Genomic DNA, 23116 nt, shown 5'->3' on the forward strand with positions numbered 1-23116 from the left:
ATTAAATTGTTTTGAAATGATTTGTTTTAAATTGTTTTGTTTTGTTTTGTTTTGTTTTAAGTTGTTTTGAATTGTTTTTGAAGTGTGTTAAGTTTGTTATGTGTTATTTTGTTATGTGTTAATTTACACTAATTTAAGTTAATTTAATTTAAGTTAAGTTAAGTTGAGTTGAGTTGAGTTGTTGTTGAGTTGTATTAGTGTAGTTTGTTTTTGTGTTTAAGTTTTAATTGTTTGGGTATTGGTATTTTGTTAGTGTAATATAAGTTGAATTTAGTTGTTGTGTTGTGGTATGTTTAGTTTTGTTTAGTTTAGTGGTGTAGTTTAATGGTTTAGTTTGAAGTCTTTTCTTTTGTAAGTTTTGTAATGTAATGTAATGTTTTTGATTTGTTCTTTTATTTGATTGTTTTTAAATTAAATTGGTTTTACATTTAATGGTGTGGTTTGTAATAGTTTAGTTTAGTTAGTTTAATTTGTTGTAAGTGTTGTTATGTGGTGTGGTATGTTTGTTTTGTGGGGTGGTGTGTTGTTGTGTAATGGTTTAATTTGTAATAGTTTAGTGGTGTTATGTTAAGTTAATGTGGTGTAATATAAGTTTGTTTGTATTAGTGTTGTGTAGTGTTGTGTAAGTTAGTGTAGGTTAGGTTAATGTGGTTTGTAATGCTTTGTGGTTTGGTGTAGTGCTTTGTAATGTGGTTTTGGTTTGTTTAATATAAGTTTAGTTTTTAAATGTTGTGGTGTATTGTTTATTGGATTAAGTTAGTTATGTGTAGTGGGTTGTGTTGTAATGTTATGTTGTTTTAAGTAATGTTGTTATGTTATGTTATGTTATGTGTTGTTATGTTATGTTATGTTATGCTTTGTTTTAATTTGTGTTAAGTTATTTCAATTTAATTTAATGTAAGGTTAGGGGTTGTGTAAGGTTGTTTTAAATTGTTTTAAGTTGTTTTAAATTGTTTTATGTTATGTTGTTTTAATTTGTTTTATGTTATGTTATGTTTTGACTTTTTTTGTTTTGACTTGATATGATTTGAAGTGTTTTAATTTAAATTGTTTTGATATGAAGTGTTTTAGTTTAGGTTAGGTTAAGTTAAGTTAATGCTTTGTAATGTAATGGATTGTAATGTAATGTAATGTAATGTAATTTAATTTATATTAATGTAATTGTTTTTTTGTAATTTAAATTAATGTGGTTTGAATTGAAGTGTTGTTTTTGTTTTTGTGGTTTTTTTTACATTAAATTGTTTTGGTTTGTAATGTTGTTTTTTTTAATATAAGTTTTTTGTTTTAATTTAAGTTGTGTTAAATGTTGTATTGTGTTATTTTAAGTTAGTTATGTGTGGTTTGTAATAGTTTAGTTTGTTTGTTTAATTTGTTTGTGGTGTGTAATGTAAGTTAATGGATTAGTTAATGAAGTGTAATGTGTAGTTTGTTTTGGATTGATTTTGGATTTGTAATGGATTACATTAACTTAATGTAATATAAGTTGAAGTGTGGTGTTATGTAATGTAATGGAGTTTGTTTGAGGTCTTTTGTGGTTTGTAATGGTCTGGTCTGGTCTGTTTGTGTATTTTAAGTTATTTTGTATTGTATTAAGTTAGTTAAGTTTTTAGTTTAGACTAGTTTAGTTTGGGTTAAGTTAAGTTAAGTTATTTTAAAGTTGGGTTGGTTTTAATATAAGTTGGGTTAGTTTAGTTTAGTTTGGGTTGGGTTGGGTTGGTTTTAATATAAGTTGGGTTAAGTTAAGTTAAGTTGGGTTTGGTTTTTATTTTAAGTTGTAATGGTTTAGTTTAGTTTAGTTTGGAGGTGTTATGTGTTGTTTGTTGAATTTAAGTTAGGTTACTTTGCTTTGCTTTGCTTTGCTTTAAGTTGCTTTAAGTAAAGTTAATTTATTTAATTCGCAGATAAATATATTTATTTAAAGCTGATAAAATTGATTTAAAATAAACTGAAAACTTTTCTAAATCTATAGCTGTTCCAATTAAGTTTGTTTCCTTAATTTTAATTTTAATAAACGCTATATAATAATTATTGATTTTTTGTATGTAATAATTTATTAATTTAATTCTGTGAAACTTCCAAGAACTAATAAATTTTAACATTATAGGTTTAGGTTTATACTCAATTATTATTTTTGAAGAATATATTTTATAATTAACTTGATTTTTACTAAATATGTTTAACGTGTTTTTAGTTTTAAAAAAAATATAATTCAATAAATTTAATGGTTTCTCTAAAAAAAAGTTATTTTTCAATATATTATAAATTTCATAACTAGATAACTCTAACATTTTTTTATCACTTTCTTTTTGAACTAAATGTGCTAAAGGATTAAGCGTCCAACGTGGTAATTTAATTTTAAAATCTCTTTCAAGTAAAAAAGCCATTCCTCCTTTACCTGATTGACTGTTAAGTCTAATAACAGATTTATAATTACGTCCTATATCTTTGGGATCTATCGGCAAATAAGCTACTTGCCATATTTCATTATTTTTTTGTTTTTTTAATGATTTGCGTATGGCATCTTGATGACTGCCAGAAAAAGCAGTAAATACTAAGCTCCCTATCCAAGGATGTCGCGGATGAATTGGTATCTTAGTGCATTTTGTAACAATTTCTATTAGTTCTTCTGGACATGTTAAATCAATTTTTGGTTCTATACCCTGGCTATATAAATTCATAGCTAAGGTAATCAAATCCAGATTACCTGTGCGTTCACCATTACCTAACAACGTGCATTCTACTCGTTTAGCTCCTGCTAAAATGGCTAATTCAGCTGATGTAGCCGCTGCTCCTCTGTCATTGTGAGTATGAACTGATATTATAACTTTATCTCTTTTGCTTATAGTTTTACTAAAATATTCTATTTGATCCGCATAAATGTGAGGACTTGCCGAATCAACAGTTGTAGGTAAATTTAATATAACTTTATATATGTTTTTGGGGCCCAAAATATCAATCACTATGTCACAAACAATTAAAGAAAAATCAAATTCTGTGTTAGAAAAACTTTCTGGAGTATACTCGATTATCCAAACTCCGTTAGAAAAAGTTTTAGTTTGTTGCAAAATATAAGTTGCTCCTTTGGCTGCTATTTCTAATATCCCTTCTTTATTTACTTTAAATACACGATCCCTTTGAATTGGAGAAGTTGAATTATAGTAATGTATTATAGCGTTCTTTATACCAAAAAGAGACTCGAAAGTACATTGAATTAAATGTTTTCTGGCTTGTGTTAATACAGCAATAGTAACATCTTCAGGAATTTGTTTATTTGTAATTAACCATCTTACAAAATCAAAATCAGCTTTGCTCGCAGAAGGAAATCCTACCATAATTTCTTTTAAACCAACATTAATTAATAATGTCCATAAGTTTTTTTTTTGTTCAACATTCATTGGTTCAATTAAAGACTGATTACCATCTCTTAAATCTTCACTAACCCAAATTGGTGATTTACTGATTTTTTTATTAATCCAATTTCTTTGTTTAAGTTTAGGACAAACCGTTAAAGAACAATATTTTTTATGATAAAAAAACATAGTAATTCCTATTAAATTTGTTGTTGTGATAAGCATACTCTGTTGCATTTGCTTGTTTATGAGAGGACGTAGCATTATTTGTGTGTAACTGTAGTTTTTGAATTGAAAGGTTATTGTTAAATTGAATTTAAAAATAAGTTGTGATTGAGTTGTAATGGTTTGTTTTTGTAGTGTGTTGAAGTGTGTTGTAAGTTTTTAAAGTTAGTGTAGTGTTTTTTGTTTGTAAGGGGTTGTGTTGTTTAATATAAGTTGTGTTAAATTGTGTTGAGATGAAGATGTGTTGTATTGTGTTGAGATGAAGTGTGTTGTTATTTGTTGTGTTGTTTAAGTTGTTATGATATGTGTTGTGCTATGCTTTGTAAGGTTAAGGTTGTTTTAAATTAAATTAAATTGTTTTGATATGTTTTAAGTTGTTTTGATTTAAATTGACTTGATTTGACTTTTTTTGACTTGATATGTTTTGAAGTGTTTTAAATTAAATTGTTTTGACTTTTTTTGTTTTTGAAGTGTTTTATGTTATGTTGTTTTAATTTGTTTTATGTTATGTTATGTTTTGACTTTTTTTGTTTTGACTTGATATGATTTGAAGTGTTTTAATTTAAATTGTTTTGATATGAAGTGTTTTAGTTTAGTTTAGGTTAAGTTAAGTTAAGTTAATTTACACTAATTTGTTTTAATTTAAGTTAGTGTGGTATGTTTGAGTTGGTCTGTTTTGGATTTAAGTTAGTGTAAGTTGTATTAAGTTTTGAGTTGCTTTAAGTTAATAAAATTTATTTTAAGTTGTGTTGTTTTTGATTTGAGGTTTAGGTTTAGTTGTGGTGTGGTGTTATGAGTTGAGTTGCTTTGAGATGAAATGTGTAATGTTGGTTTGGTTTGAGTTGTAATGGTTTAAATTAATATAAATTACATTACATTACATTAAGTTAATATGAGTTTGGGTTTTAAATTGTTTTTGTTTTAAGTTGCTTTGCTTTGCTTTAAGTTGCTTTGAAGTGTGTTGTAATGGTTTAAATTAGTGTTATGTAATGGTGTGATTTAATGTTGTTGTGAAGTGTGTTAAGTTTGTTATGTGTATTTTGTTTTTGGTGTAATGTTTTTGTAATGTATTAATATAAGTTGTGTTGTTATGTTATGTTATGTTATGTTATGTTATGTTTTGAAGTCTTTTGGATTGTTTTTGTTTTGAGGTGTTAAGTTTTTGTGGTTTGTATTAAATTAATATAAGTTTAAGTTTGCTTTGTGTTGTTGAGATGTTGTTAAGTTAGTTTGTGTTTAGTGTAATGGTTTGGTTTAAGTTAATGTATTTTGTTTTAATGCTTTGTAAGTTTACATTAAGTTGTAATGTGGTGTTATTAGTGTAAGTTAAGTTGAGTTAATGCTTTGTAATGTTTTTTTTTGTAAGGTTAAGTTATTTCAAGTTAAGTTAATATAATGTTTTTTTTTGTAAGTTTTGTTTTGATAAGTTTAGTTGTTATGTTTTGGTTTGTTTTTGATTTTTTGGATTGAGGTGTTTGTTTTTTGATTAAATTAATATAATATAAATTAAATTACATTACATTACATTACATTACACCACATTACATTAAGTTAGGTTAATGTAAAACAAGTTTAAGTTTAAGGTTAAGGTTAAGTTAAGTTGAAGTGAAGTGAAGTGTGTTAAATTAATGTAAGTTGTTTTAACTTAGCTTAACTTGTGGTGTTGTGTAATGTTTAGTTTTTTACATTAAGTTGTGGTGTTATTGGATTAACTTAACTTAACTTTGTGTAATATAAGTTTAGTTTTGTTATTGGTGTTAGTTATTATGTTATGTGTTTAGTTGTGGTTTAATATAATATAAGTTGTGTTATTTTATATCTGTTTTTTATAGATGTAAGTAAGAATAATAAATTTAAAAGAAATAAAAAATCATATTAAAGTAACGAAAAGTAAAGCATTTCAATATTTTAACAAAGCATTATTAATTTCGAATATTAGATAAGAAGCTTGTTTATAAAAATAAAAGTTATGTGTTTATTTAATGAAAAGAAGTTTAATATAATTAATAATATCTTGTACCGTTTTTATATTTTTTGATTGTTCCTCCTTAATTTCAATTTTAAATTCTTCTTCTAAAGTCATTATGATTTCTATTATATCAAGTGAATCTGCACCTAATTCTTCAATAAATAAAGAATTGGTTTTAATAATTTGAGGATTGATATTTAATTTTCTTGATACTATTGATTTAATTTTTTTTTTAAAATCATACATAAAATTAAATTACCTTACAATATTTTTTTACCTCTATAAAACCCATCTGAGGATATATAATGCCTACGATGGATAGTGCCAGTTGTTTTTTCTTTATTTAAAGTAGGTAATAATAATGCAGAATGTGAGCGCCGCATGCCTCTTTTAGAACGAGTTTTTTTGTTTTTTTGAACTGCCATTATTTTTTCCTTAACACATTATATATTTATTTGCTCTAATTAATACTAATTTAAGTTCTTTATTAAGTTTTGTTTTAATTTGAATAAAATGTCCACTATTAACGTCTGGAAATCTTATATAATAAGAATGTAAAAACATTCTTTTTAATTTAAAAAAATAATAAAACTTTTTACCAATTTTACTTCCATATTTTTCATCTCCTAATATTGGATGTCCTAAATATGCAGTGTGAATCCGTATTTGATGCATTCTGCCTGTAATTGGAAAAATTTTTATTAATGTAAATCCAGTAAATTTTTTACAAATCTCAAAAAAACTATATGATGGTTTACCTTTTTTCTTAACTGTATTATAATGTTCTCCATTTATATTAATTTTATATTTCTTAATTGGAGCGGAAACATATGTAAAATTTATTGGCCACGTACCTTCAACTAAAGCTAAATAACATTTTTCTATATATTTTTTTTTAAATGCTAAATTAATATAAAGCAAAAATTTTATAGATTTAGCGATTAATAAACATCCCGAAGTAATTTTATCAATGCGATGAACTAATGAAATAACATTAATATCTTTTCTAATTAATTTTAAAGCTTCAATTAAACCAAAATTAACCTGACAACCGCTATGAACAGAAAAACCAGAAGGTTTGTTAATTATAAACCAATCATTAGATTCATAAATAATTTTATTACTTAAAAAGTTTTTTAATGTTTCATTTATATTTATTTGTTTTTTTACTTTATTATTATATAATAAAGGAATTCTAATTTTATCACCTTTTTTTAATTTATTTTTAGCTTTAACTGTTTTATTATTTATTTTTATAATTCCTTTTCTTATAAGACGATAAATTAAATTAGTTGGTATGCCTTTAAAAGTTTTTATTAAATAATTATCTAATCTTTTATTTATGTGGTTATAAATTATTAGTTTGTATTGTTTTAAATTATTCATTATTTATCTTTAATTGCTCAAATATTTCTTTAGCGTTACGTTATCTTTTAATCTAAAAAACATATTAACAAAAACTAGGATAAAAAGTAAACTTATAAATGAAACGAATTCTTATTAATGCGACCCAACCAGAAGAATTAAGAGTTGCGCTGGTTGATGGTCAAGTATTATATGATTTAGATATTGAATTTTGCAATAAAGAACAAAGAAAATCTAATATATACCGCGCCAAAATTGTGAGAATAGAACCTAGCTTAGAGGCAGCTTTTGTTGATTTTGGAGCAGAGAGACATGGTTTTTTACCTATTAAAGAAATTTCTAAGGAATATTTATTAAACGATTGTTATTCTAATGTTAGAGTCTTACTTAAAGAAGGCCAAGAGCTAATAGTGCAAGTTAATAAAGAAGAACGTAGTAATAAAGGCGCTGCTTTAACAACTTTTATAAGTTTAGCAGGTAGATTTTTAGTGTTAATGCCTAATAATCCCAGATCTTGTGGTATTTCGAGGCGAATAACTGGTTCAGATAGATGTCAAATAAAAGAAGCTATAAATAATCTATTTATACCTAAGAATATGGGAATAATAGTTAGAACAGCAGGCATAGGACGTTCAAGTAAAGATTTACAATGTGATTTAAATTATTTAATTCAAGTTTGGGAAGCAATTATCGAAGAAGCAAATAAAAGATCAGCTCCATTTTTAGTATATAGAGAATCTAACGTTATTATTCGTGCAATGCGTGATTATTTAAGACAAGATATATGCGAGGTTTTAATAGATAGTGTATATGTTTATAATGATGCTCTTAATTTTATTCAACAGGTTGTTCCTAATTATAAAAACAAAATTAAACTCTATAAAGAAGAACTTCCTCTTTTTACTAAATATCATATTGAATCTCAGATTGCAACTGCTTTTCAACGGGAAGTTAAATTACCATCAGGTGGGTCAATTTTTATAGACACTACAGAAGCTTTAGTATCAATTGATATTAATTCAGCGCGTGCTACTAGAGGGGATGACATAGAAGAAACAGCTTTGCAAACAAATTTAGAAGCAGCTGAGGAAATTGGTAGACAATTAAGATTGCGTGATATTGGTGGATTAGTAGTTATTGATTTCATTGATATGTCTTTGACACTAAACCAAAGAGAAGTAGAAAATAGAATTCGTACATCCATAAAACTAGATCGTGCGCGCATTCAATTATGTCGTATTTCAAGGTTTGGTTTAATGGAAATGTCAAGGCAAAGATTACGCCCTTCTTTGCGGGAAACTAGTGGCATAGTATGTCCAAGATGTAATGGTCAAGGTACAATACGTGATGTTAGTTCTTTATCTCTTTCTATATTACGTTTGATAGAAGAAGAGGCTATGAAAAATAATAGCTCAAAAATAAGAGCTATTTTACCTGTGTCAATTGCCACTTATTTATTAAATGAAAAAAGAAATATTATAGTGAAGATAGAATTAAGACAAAATGTAAAAATTAATATTATTCCAGAGCCTGACATGGAAAGCCCTCATTACGCAGTAGAAAGATTACGTTCTGATCAAATATTTGGAGAAAAATATAGTAAGAATAATAATATTTTACGTAAAAAAACTAATTATATAGAAAATAAAACACGTAAAAAAGAAAAAGCAGCTGTTAGCATTGTAAATCACATTACAATGTATAATAATTGGTTCTTGCGATTATGGAAAAAAATAATAGATAAATTATAATAATTTATTTTTTTGGTTTTATTTGTTGTATTCCTTGATATGTTCTAGGTGGTTTTAAGCCTAAATGCATTTTATTAACTTTATCTATTATAATTTTATCTGCAATTGTTATTCTACTTAACATTCTTAAATAACACAACCAATTACGTATTAAAAATATTTCTTGCCAAATTTCTTTAGCTGCAACATTACGATATAAAGCCCACGATTTTGCACCATTACGTAATCTAACATTTCTTAATTTAATAATAAGATTAATAAATTCATTTGTTTTATCACAAGGTATACAATATTCAATTGATACTATTATTGATTCTTTATATTTAGAAAATTCTAATTTGTATTTAGGTTGTAAATGATTTTGATGCATAACACTATTATATTTCTCATCTAATTTGGGTAATTTAAAATTTATTAAAGCTATAGTAGTTGTTAACAGTAATAAACCTGCTATTTTTAATCCAAAATTGACATTTATAATACTAGCTATATGCCCCCAACAAAAAGAACCAATTGCTAAACCTGCATATAACATAGTTTGATAAAGTGCTAAAGCTCTAGCTTTAACCCAATCAGGCACTAGCATTTGAACTGATGAATTATAACTTGCTAATACTGTAATCCAACAACTCCCTCCTATCATTAGAACTCCAAAAATTAATAATTTGATATTTAAACTTCCAATTAAAAGCATTACTATGCTTAATAGCAGTGAAGCAGAACTAATCATTTTATTTACATCGACATAGTTACATAATTTATTTACTATTGCACTACCAATTATAGCGCCTGTACCTAACGCTCCCAACATATAACCATATATTGAATCTTTAGTATTAGCTAAAACTGGAAGCAACGCCCACAAAGCACTAGCTGAAAGACCAAAAACAAAAGATCTTAACATAACAGATCTCATAACTTTAGAATATTTAGCAAATTTTAATGCTGAAATTACCCCTTCAAATATATGTTCTGGTGGTAAAATTCTTTTTGGATAAATCTGTTTCCATTGCCATACAGCCCAAATTAATCCTAAATAACATAAACAATTTAATAAAAATACCCAAGCAGTGCCAACTGTGTTTATAAGAATGCCTCCAATTATTGGCCCTACCGCTCTTGCAAAATTATAATTAACACTGTTTAAAATTACAGCATTAGTAACTTGATTTTTAGAAACTTGTTCATTTATTGCGGCCTGCCAAGCAGGTACTGCTAAAGAAGCACCTATAGACATTCCTAAAATAGATAATATTAATTTTGTAGAGGTTAAATATCCAATAAAAGCGAAAGACGTTATTAAAGCCCCACCAGTAAATTCTAAAAACATTCCCATTAACATAAGTTTACGTCTATCATAATTATCAGCCCATACACCAGAAATAATCGATAATAAAACTAAAGGTAAGGCGGTAACGACTTGTATCATGGCTAAAGTTATAGAACTGGCGTGAAATTCCGTTAAAATCCAAACAGATGCTACAGATTGTGCCCAAGTTCCTAAATTTGCAATTAAATCGGCAAACCATATAATTCTAAAAGGTTTAAATGTTAATGGGGTAAATAAACTATTTTTTTTATTTGGTATTTTATTTTTTGATTTAAAAGATTGTTGTGTTGAGATGAGCATAATTATTACTACCTATTCAAAATAACTTTATTTTTTTTAGGTAAAAAATCTATTAAATTACATAATAAGTTTTCATTGATATTATTTTTTATATGAGCATTACCTATATTATTTAATAATATTAATCTTATTTTTTCATATAAATTTTTTTTATCTAATTTTATTAACTTAATAAAATTTTTTGATTTCATATCTAAAGGAATATATACAGGAAGATTAGAATTTGATAATAAATTAGATATTCTATATAAATTTTTTTCTTTAAGCTTGCCTAAATATATGGAAAGTTTTGTTGCGATCATTATACCCACAGATATAGCTTCACCATGCAACCAATTACCATATCCTTTATATTGTTCAATAGAATGACCAAATGTGTGTCCTAAATTAAGCAAAGCTCTTATATTATTTTCTTTTTCATCTTTTATAACAAACTTAGATTTTATAAGACAACTTTTTAAAATAGAAAATAACAAAAACTGTTTATTTAAATTTAATAATTTTGTTATATTTTTTTCTAATTTTTTAAAAAATTTATAATCACATATTAAACTATATTTTATAATTTCTGCTACGCCAGCAGATATTTCTCTATTATTTAATGTATTAATTAGATCTGCATCTATAATTACTGCTTTTGGTTGAAAAAAAGATCCAATCATATTTTTTACTTGTTCATGATTTACACCTGTCTTTCCTCCAATTGAAGAGTCTACTTGAGATAATAAAGTAGTAGGAATATGTATTATTGAAATACCTCTTTGATAACAAGATGCAGTAAAACCTGAAATATCCCCTATCACTCCACCACCTAGAGAAATAACTGTGCTTTTACGATTAAACCCATATTTTATAAGCAAATCCCATATATTATTAACCGATGTAATATTTTTGTATTTTTCTCCGTCTGGTAAAATCATTACTTTTACATTATATAAATGTAATGTTTTTTTTAAACAATTTAAATATAAAGATGATAAAATCTTGTTCGTTACAATCATTATTTGTTTCCCAAATATATAAGGGGTATATACACCCTTTTTTAATAAACCTGTTCCTATAAAAATTGGGTAAGTACTTTTTAAAATATTTATTTTAATGATTTTCAAAGAAAATATATCCTTTTTTTTATTTCTTTAATAATTAATTCTATTTTTTTTTCAGTGTTGATGATAATATCTGCCATATAATGATAAAAAGGTTCACGGGTTTTAAAGATTTTATATATTTTTTTTTTGTAATCTTTGCATTTTAATAAAGGACGATCATTTGTATTATTTTCTAGACGTTTTATTTGATTATAAACTGAAGTAAATAAATAAATAAATATACATTTAGTTCTTAATAATTGTAGATTGTTTACATTAATTATACTACCACCACCTGTGGAAATTACTACTCCATTTTTTAGAGACAAATCTTTTATTATTTTATTTTCTCTTTTGCGAAAACTATTTTCTCCTTCTAATAAAAAAATGTCACTAATTTTACAGCCACAAATTTTTTCAAGTTCATTATCTAAATCATAAAAATTACATTTAAATTTATTAGATAATATCTTTCCAATTGTACTTTTTCCTGATCCCATAGGTCCGATCAAAACAAGATTATTGTATAACATTATTTTTTACCAAACTGTTTATTAAATCTATCAATTCTATTTCCTATATTTATTTTTTTTTGTTTGCCGCAATATATTGGATGACAATGTGAACAAATCTCAATAAATAAATTTTTTTTTAAAGTAGATTTTATATTAAACAATTTACCACACGAACATTTTATTATAACATTCTTATATTTAGGATGAATATTTTTTTTCATAATTTTTAATTGATAATACAGTAAATATATATTTTTTTTATTTTTATAGTAAAATAAAAATTAAGAATAAGCAATTAATAATATAAAATAAATTAATAGAGTTATATAAATGACAACAATAGTTTCCGTAAGAAAAAATAATAAAGTTGCTATAGCAGGAGATGGCCAAGTTACTCTGGGAAATACAGTAGTAAAAGGTAATGCTTCTAAAGTACGTAAAGTGTATAAAGGTCAAGTATTATCTGGATTTGCTGGAGGCACAGCAGATGCATTTACATTATTTGAATTATTTGAAGCACAACTTGAAAAATTTCAAGGTAATTTAATTAAAGCTTCAGTTGAATTAGCAAAAGAATGGAGAAATGATAGAGTTTTACGTAGATTAGAAGCTATGTTAGCAGTAGCTGATAAAAATATATCTTTAATTATTACAGGAATTGGAGATATTTTAGAACCGGAAAATGGCATAATTACTATTGGATCAGGCGGAAATTATGCTAAGGCTGTTGCTATGGCCCTGTTAGAAAACACTAACATATCAGCTTTTGATATAGTAAAAAAAAGTATTTCTATAGCTGCGGAAATATGTGTTTTTACAAATAAAAACATAACTATAGAATTATTGGATTATTAAAAAAAATAAATGGTAGGTTAAAATATGACTCCAAAAAAAATAGTAGAAGAATTAAATAAATATATTATTGGACAAGAAAAAGCTAAAAAAGCTGTTGCTATTGCATTAAGAAATAGATGGAGAAGAATGCAATTAGATTATAATTTACGTTCAGAAATAACACCAAAAAATATTTTAATGATTGGACCAACAGGTGTCGGAAAAACAGAAATTGCTAGAAGATTAGCTTTATTAGCTAAAGCACCGTTTTTAAAAGTTGAAGCAACGAAATTTACAGAAGTAGGTTATGTTGGTCGGGATGTTGAATCTATAATTCGTGACCTAATAGAAATTGCTATTAAATTAGTAAAAGAAAAAGCTAATAAACAAATAAGAAATAAAGCTAAATATGCAGTTGAAGAAAGAATAATAGATGCGATTTTATCATCAAAAAATAAAGAAAATGATAATATTGACAACAGAAAAATTATTATAAACAAATTACGTAACGGTGAATTAGAAAATAAAGAAATAGATATTAAAATTACTCAAAAAGTATCAGGTATTGATATTATGACACCACCTGGTATGGAAGAAATGGCTAATCAATTACAAAGTATATTTTATAATATAAATAAACAAAATCGTGAAAATCGTATAATTACAATTGGAGAAGCAAGAAAATTATTAATGGAGGAAGAGTCAGCTAAATTAATAAGTGATGAAACTATAAAAAAAAGTGCTATTGAAGCGGTTGAACAAAATGGTATAGTTTTTATTGATGAAATTGATAAAATTGTTAGACGAAGTGGGGACAATAATGGTACGGAAATTTCAAGAGAAGGCGTACAAAGAGATTTATTGCCTTTAATTGAAGGTTCATCAGTATCAACAAGATATGGTATGATAAAAACAGATCATATACTTTTTATAGCATCTGGTGCTTTTCATTTGTCAAAACCATCTGATTTAATTCCGGAGTTACAAGGTAGGTTGCCAATACATGTGGAATTATCTGCATTAACACCAAAAGATTTTGAAAGAATTCTTACAGAACCATCTTCGGCTTTAACACGACAATATCAAGCATTACTTAAAACTGAAGGGATTAAAATAGAATTTACTAAAGAAGGCATTAAACGTATTGCAGAAATAGCGTATTCAATTAACGAATGTACAGAGAATATTGGAGCACGTAGATTACATACCGTTATGGAAATGTTATTAGAAGTCCCAATGTATAAAGGTAATGAAATAGAACATAAAATAATAGTAAATAAAGAATATGTAGAAAAAAATTTGGATAATTTAGTTCATAAAGAAGATTACACAAAATATATACTTTAATAATAATATAAAAGGAATAACAACAAAAAATGGACAAACTTTTAGAAAAATTATTTTTTATTTTACAAAACCGTAAACATTCAGATCATAAAAGCTCTTATGTTTCTTCATTATATAACAACGGTATAAAAAAACTTTTAAAAAAACTAAATGAAGAAACTAATGAATTAATTATAGCTATTCAAAAATATAAAGAAAACAAATGTTTTGATAAGTTATTACGTTATGAAATAATAAAAGAAACAGCAGATTTATGTTTTCATATTTTAATTTGTATTTCTTTTTTAGAAATTGGAAAACCAGAAATTGTAGAAGAATTATCTAAACGGTTAAATATTTCAGGTTTTGAAGAAAAAAATAATCGATTAAATATTTAGGTTTGTTAAGTTTGAATTGTTTTTGTAATGGATTAATGTGGTTTAAGTTGTTTTGTGGTGTGGTGTGGTATGTTTAGTGGATTGAAGTCTTTTGTTTTGTTTTGTTTTGATATGATTTGTTCTTTTATTTGATTGTTTTGTTTTTGTAATGTTTTTGATTGTTTAAAGTTGTGGTTTGAATTGTTTTTTGTAATGGTTTACATTACATTACATTAATTTAATTTAAGTTAAGTTAGTTTAGTTTAGTGTTTTTGAATTGTTTTTTGTATTGGTTTGAATTGATATGATATGATTTGATTTGTTGTTGATTTGATTTGATTTGATTTGCTTTGCTTTGATATGCTTTGTGTTGTTATTTGTTGTGTTGTGTTAATGTGGTGTGTAATGGTTTAATATAAGTTGTAATAGTTTAGTGTGGAAGTGTTTTGGATTGATTGTTTTGTTTGTTTTGTGGTGTTATGTTATGTGGTTTGTAATAGTTTAGTGGGAGTTGATATGAATTGGTTTTGATTAAGTTGTTGTGTTATGTTATGTGGTATGTTTGTGTAATGTAATGGTTTATGCTTTATGCTTTGTAATGGAATGGAATGGAATGGAATGGTTTTGATTAAGTTATTTTTTTTTAAGTTAATATAATATAAGTTAATTTAATTTACACTAATTTATTTTATTTTAAGTTGTTGTGTTGTGTAATGTAATGGTTTAGTTTTAAATGGTTTAGTGTGAATTGAATTTCTTTTCTTTTCTTTTGAGTTGGTTTGATTTTCTTTGTTGGGGAGTTACGTTACGTTGTATTTGAGTTGGTGTGGTTTGTAATAGTTTAGTGTGGTTTAGTTTAGTTTAGTGGGGTGAGTTGTTGTTGAGTTGTTTTTTTTAAGTTGATATGTTTTGAAATGAAATGAATTGAGCTTTGAATTTTCTTTGATATGAATTGATGTTGTTGTGTAGTGTAGTGTTGTGTAGTTGATGTTTTATTTTATTTGTTTTAAATTAAATTGTGTTGATATGTTTTGAAACGAATTGTTTTTATTTGTAATGATTTGATTTGCTTTGCTGTTGTGTTGTTTTGTTTTGTTTTGTTTTGATTTGATTTATGTTATGTTGTTTTGAAGTGTTTTGAGTTGTTTTGTTTTAAGTTGTTTTGAATTGTTTTTGTAATGGTTTGTTTTTGAAGTGTTGTTTAATATAATTTAAGTTGTGTAATGTTGTTATATGTTGTTTAAGTTGCTTTGAGTGTGAGTTTGAGTGTGAGATGAGATGAAGTGTTATGTTATGTTATGTTATGGTTTGTTATTTTATGTTATGGTATGTGTTGAGATGTTGTTTGATTTGTTGATGTTGAATTGAATTGATATCATTTGATTTTATTTGTTCTGTTGTGTTGTGTTCTGAAGTGTTGTAAGTTGTTGTGTTATTTTGTGTTCTTTTATTTTATTTGTTTTTGATTTGATTTTATTTTATTTTATTTGTTTTGAAACGATACGATACGATTTGAAGTGTTTTAAGTTATGCTTTAATATAAGTTGTGTTAAGTTAAGTTATGTTGTTCTGTTCTGTTCTGTTATGTTCTGAAGTGTTTTGAAGTGAAGTGTTGTGTTGTGTTGTGTTCTGTTATGTTCTTTTATGTTATGTTCTTTGTTCTGTTCTTTTATTTTATTTGTTTTAAGTTGATTTAAATTGTTTTGTTTTGTTTTAAGTTGTTTTGAATTGTTTTTGAAGTGGTATGTTTTGAAGTGTTTTTGATTAAGTTGTAATGTTTTGAAGTCATTTAAATTGTTTTTTTTTTAAATTTTTTTAAGTTGTTTTGTTTTTGACTTGATTTGTGTTGACTTGACTTGACTTTTTTTGACTTGATTTGATTTGATTTGTTTTGAAGTGTTTTAAATTAAATTGTTTTGATATGAAGTGTTTTTATTTTATTTGAAACGAATTGAGATGATTTGATTTGATTTAAGTTGTTATGGTATGTTTTGATTGTTTTGAAGTGTTTTGAAATGATTTAAATTGTTTTGAATTGTTTTGTTTTAAGTTATGTTATGTTATGTTGTTATGTTATGAAGTCTTTTGTTTTGACTTGATATTTTTTGAAGTGTTTTTATTTTATTTGTTTTGTTTTGTTTTGTTTTGTTTTAAGTTATGTTATGTTATGTTATGTTGTTATGTTTTGAAGTGGTATGTTTTGGATTAAGTTGTAATGTTTTGATTGTTTTGAAGTGTTTTGATTTGATTTGTTTTTGAAACGAATTGAGATGATTTTATTTTATTTGTTTTTATTTTATTTTATTTGAAACGTTCAGTGCTGTTATGTTATGTTATGTTATGTTCTTTTATGTTATTTGTTTTGATTTGATTTGAAGTGTTGTTGTTATGTTATGTTATGTTATGTTCTTTTATGTGTTAATATAATATATTAGTGTAATGTAATGGTTTACATTATTAAGTTAAGTTTAGTTTAATTTAATTTAAGTTATTTCAAGTTGTGGTATGTTTTTGTGGTTTGTATTAGTTTGTTTGTGTAGTGTAAGTTAGTTGTTGTAGTGTAAGTATTTGTTAAGTTAATGTAATGTAATGTAATGTTGTGTTAGTTTACATTAATTGTTTAAGTTGTTGTGGTGTGGTTTTAACTTAACTTAACTTAACTTGTTATGTTATGTGGTTTGTAATAGTTTGGTGTAATAAGTTGTTTTGTTTTGTAAGTTGTTATTAGTTGTGTTGCTTTGCTTTGTATTAAGTTAAGTTAGTTTGTGTAGTTTGAATGTGTAATGTAATGTAATGTGGTGTGGTTGTATTGAGTTAATGTTTTGTAATGGTTTAAATTAAATTACATTAAGTTGTATATGTTTAGGATTAGTTTGTTTGTTTGTTTGTTTTTGTAAGTTAAATATAAGTTAATGTAATATTGTGTTTTGAATTGTTTTAGTGTAGTGTGTTTGTGTAATTTGTATTAAGTTAAGTTGGGTTAAGTTAAGTTGTGTTGTGTTGTGTTGTGTTGGGTTAGTTTAGTTTAGTTTAGTTTGGGTTTTTTTTAAGTTAATATAAGTTAATGTAATGGTGTGTAATGTTTTGTAAGTTGTTATTAGTGCTTTGTAAGTTTGTATTGAGTTGAATTTGAATTGTTTGTTTTGTTTTTACATTAAGTGTTGTGTAAATTAGTGTGTTGTAGGTTAATTTAATGTAGTTGTTGTGTTGTAATGTAAGTTAGGTTTAGTTAATGCTTTGTGGTTTAAATTAAATTAAATTACATTGTATTGTATTGGTTTAAATTAAATTGCTTTGTAATGGTTTGTATTGTATTAAAAAAAATTACATTAAGTTAAGTTATTTCATTTCAAGTTGTGTTAGTTAAGTTGGATTGGTCTGTTTTGGTTTTTTTTAAGTTGTAATGTTTTGATTTGTTATTGAGGTGTTTGGTTTAGTGGAGTGTCAGTGTTCGTTTCGTGGATGTTTAGACTAGTTTAGTTTTATTTTAAATTTTAAGTTAATGCTTTTTATTTTTTGTTAAAGTAATTTCTTAATTTATAAGCTGCTTTTACCATATTTTTTAATGAAGAATCTACCTCTTCCCATTTTCTAGTTTTTAATCCACAATCAGGATTTATCCAGATCCTATCTTTTGATATGCTTTTAGCAGCTTTTTGTATTAAATTAATCATATATTTTATGTTTGGTATGTTTGTTGTATGTATGTCATATATTCCAGGTCCAATTTCATTTGGATATTCAAAAAGTTTAAAAGCATTTAATAACGTCATATTTGATCTAGCGGTTTCGATAGTTATTACATCTGCATCCATTTCAGAAATATATGCTATAATATCATTAAACTGAGAATAACACATATGTGTGTGAACTTGTGTTTCATCTTTTACTATAGATGATGAAATTTTAAAGCATGATATAGCCCAATTTAAATAATATTTAAAATCTTTTTTATTTAACGGTAAACCTTCGCGCAAAGCAGGTTCATCTATTTGAATCGCTTTAATTCCTGCTTTTTCTAAATCTTTTACTTCATCGCGTAAAGCTAGGGCTATTTGTTTGCAAGTTGTTTCTTTGGATTGATCATCACGTTCAAAAGACCACTGTAATATTGTAACTGGACCTGTTAACATACCTTTAACTGGCTTTAAACTATTGTTTTGTGCGTACTTAATCCATTTTACAGTAATAGGTTTTTTACGTTTAATATCGCCATATATTATTGGAGGTTTAACACACCGCGATCCATAACTTTGAACCCAACCATTAATAGTAAAAACAAAACCTTTTAGATTCTCACCAAAGTATTCTACCATATCATTTCTTTCTGGTTCACCATGTACAAAAAGATCAAGATCATAAATTGTTTGTTTAGCTGTTATAAACAATATTTGATAACGCATTATCTGTTCATAGGCTTCAATATTTAATTTACCTATTTTAAGATTTTTTCTAGCAAGTCTTATTATATTAGTTTGAGGAAATGAGCCGATTGTAGTTGTTGGAAATAAAGGTAGTTGAAGTTTTTTATGTTGTAATTGTTTACGAATTAAGTAGGAATGATTACGCTGTAAATAATTAGTTTTTATTTGTTTTATACGGTCTTTTACAAAATTAGAATTCACAATATGACAAACTTTTCTTGATTCTATTGCTTTCGTATTATCCTTTATATAATTATTATCAGTTTCACAAATACTATTTATGCATTTAGATAATACAACAATTTCATCTAATTTTTGTCTTGCAAATGATAACCAATTTAAAATTTTCTTAGTTATTTTTTTTTCTTTACTTAAAGTAATAGGAATATGAATAAAAGAACAACTGGATGAGATCCACATTCTATTTTTAAGAAATTTATTAATGCTTTTTAATTTTTTTAAATTATTTTTTAAATTTGCTTTCCAAATATTTCTACCATTTATTATCCCAATAGACAATATCTTATTATTAGGAAAATTTTTTATAATAAAATCTATTTCTTTAGGTGCTCTAACTAAATCAAGATGTATATTTTTAATAGGTAACGATAAAACCAGATCTATATTCTTACCTATTCCTCCAAAATAAGTAGCTATCATAAGTTTTAATTTTTTTATTGTTTTGGATATTTTTTTATAAGCGAGTTCAAATGAATCCTTCCATATTTGCGGAAGTTCAACGACTAAAACAGGTTCATCAATTTGTACCCATTCAACATTTTGTTTTTCTAATTTTTTTAAGATTTTAGAAAATACATTAATTAGTGATGGTAAAAAATTAAGTTTATTAACGGATGATTTTGCTAACCATAAAAATGTTATAGGACCAAATAAAACTACTTTAGGTTTTAAACCTAAGGTTTGACATTCTTTCACCTCATTAAAAACATTGTTATTTGATAAATAAAACTTATTAGTTATTTCTAGCTCAGGCACAATATAATGATAATTTGTATCAAAAAATTTTGTCATTTCACAGGCCGAAATAGTGTTTCCTTTTATTGTACATCCTCGAGCCATATTAAAATATGTAGTTATATCCACCATACTATTTTTACTATGCTTAAATCTTTTAGGAATTAAACCTATCATTGTGGACATATTTAAAATATGATCATAAAAAGAGAAATCTCCTACACTTACATAAGATAATCCTGCTTTATATTGTGTAATCCAATTTTTTTCTCTAATTTTTTTTCCAATTTCTTCTAATGTTTTTAACTTAATATCTTTTTTCCAATATGATTCTAATGCTTTTTTTAATTCTCTATTACTACCTATCCTCGGAAATCCTAAAATATGTGTTTTAATCATTTAAAATAACCTTTTGTTTATAATTTTGTTATATTTTTTCGCATTTTGATGGCTGTTTTACGAAGTAAGTTTTCTGTTTCTAGCCAACTTAAACAGCCATCAGTTATGGACACTCCATATTTAAGATTGTTGCTTAAATGTTGTGAACCACTGTTTATATTACTTTCTAACATTATTCCTATTAACGATTTATTACCAGATATTCGTTGTTCTATTATATTTTCTAAAACCCTTTCTTGATTGTCAGGATTTTTGCCACTATTTGAATGACTACAATCTACCATAATTTTATTTTTAATACCTTTCCGTGTCATTAATTGACAGTATAAATTTATATTATTTTTATAATAATTAGGTCCATTATTTCCACCTCTAAGTATTAAGTGTGTATTTAAATTACCTTTTGTTTTTATAATAGAAATTCTTCCTGTTTGATCTATACCTATGTGAAAATGTTTATTTTCTGCTGTTTTAATTGCATCGATAGCTATTTCTATATTTCCATCAGTTCCATTTTTAAAACCTATTGGAAAGGATACCCCACTCACAACTTCTCTATGAATTTGAGATTCTGTTGTTCTTGCTCCAATAGCCCCCCAACTAATAAGATCTTCAAAAAATCCTGATGTTATTGGATTTAATATCTCATTCGAAATAGGTAAACCTATGATACTTATATCATACATAAGTTTTCTAGAGATATAAATTCCATACTTCAGATCATTGCTTTCATCTAAAAATGGGTCATATAAGAAGCCTTTCCATCCAATATTAGTTCTAGGTTTTTCTATATAAGCACGCATTACAACTAACATTTGATCCTCTAATTCCTTAGATAATTTTTTTAATTTATTAGCATATTCTAATGCTGAAGTTGTGTCGTGAATTGAACAAGGACCTACTATAACTAATAATCTTTTATCATTACCATTTAATATATTTTTAATTGCTTTTCTTTGTAACTTAATAATATTCCTAATTACAGAATTTATAGGAATAGCTTTACGTATTTCTATTATACTGGGTAATTGTTGATAGCACTTAATCTTATCAATTTTTTTGACCATTTTATAATAACTTTCATAATATGAAGCATATTTCATAACTAAATTCCTTTCCTTATTTATCTTCTTTTCATTGATTCAAAAAATTCTATATTATTTTTCGTATTTTTTAATCTTTCAATTAATAATTCTGTGGCTGTTACATCTTCCATAGTATGTAATAATTTCCTTAAAATCCACATCCGTTGTATTTCTTTTTCACTACATAATAAATCCTCTCTCCGAGTACCTGACCTCCTAATATTTATTGCAGGAAACACTCTTTTTTCAGCTAATTTACGATCTAAATGTGCTTCCATATTACCTGTGCCTTTAAATTCTTCAAAAATTATATCATCCATTTTTGAGCCAGTATCTATTAAAGCGGATGCTAAAATAGTTAAGCTTCCACCTTCTTCTATATTACGGGCTACGCCAAAGAATCTTTTGGGTTTTTCAAGAGCATTTGAATCTACTCCCCCTGTTAATATTTTTCCAGAAGAAGGAACTATTGTATTGTAAGCTCTGGCTAATCTAGTCAGAGAATCTAACATTATAACGACATCTTTTTTATGTTCAACTAATCTTTTAGCTTTTTCTATAACCATTTCAGCTACTTGAACATGTCTGGTAGGCGGTTCATCAAATGTCGATGCAATAACTTCACCAATTACCGTTCGAGACATTTCAGTGACTTCTTCAGGTCGTTCATCAATTAATAAAAAAATTAAATAACATTCAGGGCTATTGCGTACTATTGAATTAGCTATATTTTGCATTAGCATAGTTTTGCCCGCTTTTGGTGGTGAAACAATTAAACCACGCTGACCTTTACCAATTGGTGCTACCAAATCTAAAATTCTAGAAGTTAAATCTTCATTAGAACAATCCATAATTAATCTATAATTTGGAAATAATGGAGTTAAATTTTCAAATAAAATTTTTTGTTTAGCAGTTTCTATTCTATCAAAATTTATTTTATTTATTTTTAATAAAGCAAAATATCTTTCACCATTTTTTGGAGGCCGTATTTTACCATAAATACTATCACCTTTACGTAAATTAAACCGTCTAATTTGTGACGGAGAAACATATATATCGTCAGGGCCAGGTTGATAAGAACTATCCGAACTTCTTAAAAAACCAAAACCTTCTTGTAAAATTTCTAAAACGCCTTCTCCATAAATATCTTCTCCACCTTTAGCTTGTTTTTTTAGAATAGAAAATATAATATCTTGTTTTTTAGAGCGTAAGATATTGTCTATTTTCATAGACATAGCTAAGTTTAATAATTCCTGTACATTTTTTTTTTTTAGTTCATTTAAATTCATATATAATATTTATAAAAAATAATTTCTATTTTTAATAAAAGGATATTTGATTTTAATTTTAGCACTCCAATTATCAGACACTAAAGCAAAAGTATTGTTTAAAGCAGCTACTATTTTATTTTTATAAGAAATAATTATAAACTTTTTGTATTCCCACGGTGTAATTGATAATTTTTGTAATAAACTTTTTATCCTTTTTATTTTACCATATTTTATTATTTTTTCTCCTCCTTTTAGATTTAAAAAATTAAGATTAAATTTATTAACACAATATAAATCCCAACTATAAAATATATTTTCAGGTTTATTTTTATAATAATTTGTAATATATAAAATTCCTTTCCAAATTCTAGCTTCAATATTCTTAAAGTTAACTAATATTGAAGAAGAAAAGTTTGCATTAAATATTTGGTTAATTAATTCATTTATTTTGTTGTTTGATGGATTGATATAACCTATATGTTTAAAACAAAAAATAATGAATTTTCTTATTCTCATATAAGAAAGTTTTATT

Annotated in this window: 15 protein-coding genes and 1 pseudogene; 4 read left to right on the plus strand and 12 right to left on the minus strand. The window is 25.6% G+C overall.

Annotation, left to right across the window (positions count from 1 at the left end; genetic code table 11):
• Window positions 1-1886: 1886 nt before the first annotated feature.
• From H7S46_RS01080 to H7S46_RS01095, 4 genes are all read right to left on the minus strand, one after another.
• On the minus strand, window positions 1887-3614 hold the full coding sequence (locus tag H7S46_RS01080) for a 2-isopropylmalate synthase (RefSeq protein ID WP_416354235.1): 1728 nt from the start codon (window positions 3612-3614) through the stop codon (window positions 1887-1889).
• 1936 nt (window positions 3615-5550) lie between these two features.
• Window positions 5551-5790 (minus strand): acyl carrier protein, encoded by a 240-nt coding sequence (gene acpP / locus H7S46_RS01085; RefSeq protein ID WP_183042992.1) that lies wholly within the window; start codon window positions 5788-5790, stop codon window positions 5551-5553.
• A 14-nt stretch (window positions 5791-5804) separates the two neighbouring features.
• Window positions 5805-5969, minus strand: a complete 165-nt coding sequence (gene rpmF, locus H7S46_RS01090) for a 50S ribosomal protein L32 (RefSeq protein ID WP_183042993.1) — start codon at window positions 5967-5969, stop codon at window positions 5805-5807.
• Window positions 5970-5979: 10 nt separating this feature from the next.
• Window positions 5980-6930, minus strand: coding sequence for an RluA family pseudouridine synthase (locus H7S46_RS01095; protein WP_183042994.1), 951 nt, complete (start codon window positions 6928-6930; stop codon window positions 5980-5982).
• 98 nt (window positions 6931-7028) lie between these two features.
• Between H7S46_RS01095 and H7S46_RS01100 the strand changes: the two are divergent.
• Window positions 7029-8492, plus strand: a pseudogene (locus H7S46_RS01100) (Rne/Rng family ribonuclease); the annotation flags it as partial.
• A gap of 172 nt (window positions 8493-8664) precedes the next feature.
• Here the strand turns inward: H7S46_RS01100 and H7S46_RS01105 are convergent.
• The 4 genes from H7S46_RS01105 to rpmE are packed head-to-tail and all read right to left on the minus strand — an operon-like array spanning window position 8665 to window position 12114.
• Window positions 8665-10290 (minus strand): MFS transporter, encoded by a 1626-nt coding sequence (locus H7S46_RS01105; RefSeq protein WP_183042996.1) that lies wholly within the window; start codon window positions 10288-10290, stop codon window positions 8665-8667.
• 8 nt (window positions 10291-10298) lie between these two features.
• Entirely contained in the window at window positions 10299-11399 is a 1101-nt protein-coding gene (gene aroB, locus H7S46_RS01110; protein WP_183042997.1) for a 3-dehydroquinate synthase, read from the minus strand.
• The gene (locus H7S46_RS01115; protein ID WP_183042998.1) at window positions 11396-11911 is read right to left on the minus strand and encodes a shikimate kinase; all 516 of its coding nucleotides are present in this window, start codon (window positions 11909-11911) and stop codon (window positions 11396-11398) included. Before H7S46_RS01115 ends, aroB begins: the two co-directional genes overlap by 4 nt.
• The gene (rpmE, locus tag H7S46_RS01120; protein ID WP_183042999.1) at window positions 11911-12114 is read right to left on the minus strand and encodes a 50S ribosomal protein L31; all 204 of its coding nucleotides are present in this window, start codon (window positions 12112-12114) and stop codon (window positions 11911-11913) included. The genes H7S46_RS01115 and rpmE overlap by 1 nt, the downstream gene beginning before the upstream one ends.
• A gap of 109 nt (window positions 12115-12223) precedes the next feature.
• Between rpmE and hslV the strand changes: the two genes are divergently transcribed.
• The 3 genes from hslV to hisE are packed head-to-tail and all read left to right on the plus strand — an operon-like array spanning window position 12224 to window position 14451.
• Window positions 12224-12748: an ATP-dependent protease subunit HslV gene (hslV, locus tag H7S46_RS01125; RefSeq protein WP_183043000.1), complete on the plus strand. Its 525-nt coding sequence runs from the start codon at window positions 12224-12226 to the stop codon at window positions 12746-12748.
• A 24-nt stretch (window positions 12749-12772) separates the two neighbouring features.
• On the plus strand, window positions 12773-14074 hold the full coding sequence (gene hslU, locus H7S46_RS01130; protein WP_183043001.1) for an ATP-dependent protease ATPase subunit HslU: 1302 nt from the start codon (window positions 12773-12775) through the stop codon (window positions 14072-14074).
• Window positions 14075-14103: 29 nt separating this feature from the next.
• A complete protein-coding gene (gene hisE, locus H7S46_RS01135) occupies window positions 14104-14451 on the plus strand; it encodes a phosphoribosyl-ATP diphosphatase (protein WP_183043002.1) in 348 nt (115 codons plus the stop codon).
• A 3488-nt stretch (window positions 14452-17939) separates the two neighbouring features.
• Here hisE and metE read toward each other — a convergent pair.
• The 4 genes from metE to H7S46_RS01540 are packed head-to-tail and all read right to left on the minus strand — an operon-like array spanning window position 17940 to window position 23100.
• Entirely contained in the window at window positions 17940-20228 is a 2289-nt protein-coding gene (gene metE, locus H7S46_RS01140) for a 5-methyltetrahydropteroyltriglutamate--homocysteine S-methyltransferase (protein WP_183043003.1), read from the minus strand.
• A gap of 17 nt (window positions 20229-20245) precedes the next feature.
• Entirely contained in the window at window positions 20246-21331 is a 1086-nt protein-coding gene (locus H7S46_RS01145) for a 3-deoxy-7-phosphoheptulonate synthase (protein ID WP_183043004.1), read from the minus strand.
• Window positions 21332-21351: 20 nt separating this feature from the next.
• Window positions 21352-22602, minus strand: a complete 1251-nt coding sequence (gene rho / locus H7S46_RS01150; RefSeq protein ID WP_183043005.1) for a transcription termination factor Rho — start codon at window positions 22600-22602, stop codon at window positions 21352-21354.
• 9 nt (window positions 22603-22611) lie between these two features.
• The gene (locus H7S46_RS01540; RefSeq protein WP_259645839.1) at window positions 22612-23100 is read right to left on the minus strand and encodes a hypothetical protein; all 489 of its coding nucleotides are present in this window, start codon (window positions 23098-23100) and stop codon (window positions 22612-22614) included.
• Window positions 23101-23116 lie beyond the last annotated feature (16 nt).

It is taken from the genome of Candidatus Portiera aleyrodidarum (genome assembly GCF_902713745.1).
Taxonomy (GTDB): Bacteria; Pseudomonadota; Gammaproteobacteria; order Johnevansiales; family Johnevansiaceae; genus Portiera; species Portiera aleyrodidarum_D.

Bases quoted from the DNA above. Each gene is read 5' to 3' on its own strand.
- H7S46_RS01080 (WP_416354235.1), bottom strand. From the start codon at position 3,614: ATGCTACGTCCTCTCATAAACAAGCAAATGCAACAGAGTATGCTTATC.
- acpP (WP_183042992.1), bottom strand. From the start codon at position 5,790: ATGTATGATTTTAAAAAAAAAATTAAATCAATAGTATCAAGAAAATTA.
- rpmF (WP_183042993.1), bottom strand. From the start codon at position 5,969: ATGGCAGTTCAAAAAAACAAAAAAACTCGTTCTAAAAGAGGCATGCGG.
- H7S46_RS01095 (WP_183042994.1), bottom strand. From the start codon at position 6,930: ATGAATAATTTAAAACAATACAAACTAATAATTTATAACCACATAAAT.
- H7S46_RS01105 (WP_183042996.1), bottom strand. From the start codon at position 10,290: ATGCTCATCTCAACACAACAATCTTTTAAATCAAAAAATAAAATACCA.
- H7S46_RS01115 (WP_183042998.1), bottom strand. From the start codon at position 11,911: ATGTTATACAATAATCTTGTTTTGATCGGACCTATGGGATCAGGAAAA.
- rpmE (WP_183042999.1), bottom strand. From the start codon at position 12,114: ATGAAAAAAAATATTCATCCTAAATATAAGAATGTTATAATAAAATGT.
- hslV (WP_183043000.1), top strand. From the start codon at position 12,224: ATGACAACAATAGTTTCCGTAAGAAAAAATAATAAAGTTGCTATAGCA.
- hslU (WP_183043001.1), top strand. From the start codon at position 12,773: ATGACTCCAAAAAAAATAGTAGAAGAATTAAATAAATATATTATTGGA.
- hisE (WP_183043002.1), top strand. From the start codon at position 14,104: ATGGACAAACTTTTAGAAAAATTATTTTTTATTTTACAAAACCGTAAA.
- metE (WP_183043003.1), bottom strand. From the start codon at position 20,228: ATGATTAAAACACATATTTTAGGATTTCCGAGGATAGGTAGTAATAGA.
- H7S46_RS01145 (WP_183043004.1), bottom strand. From the start codon at position 21,331: ATGAAATATGCTTCATATTATGAAAGTTATTATAAAATGGTCAAAAAA.
- rho (WP_183043005.1), bottom strand. From the start codon at position 22,602: ATGAATTTAAATGAACTAAAAAAAAAAAATGTACAGGAATTATTAAAC.
- H7S46_RS01540 (WP_259645839.1), bottom strand. From the start codon at position 23,100: ATGAGAATAAGAAAATTCATTATTTTTTGTTTTAAACATATAGGTTAT.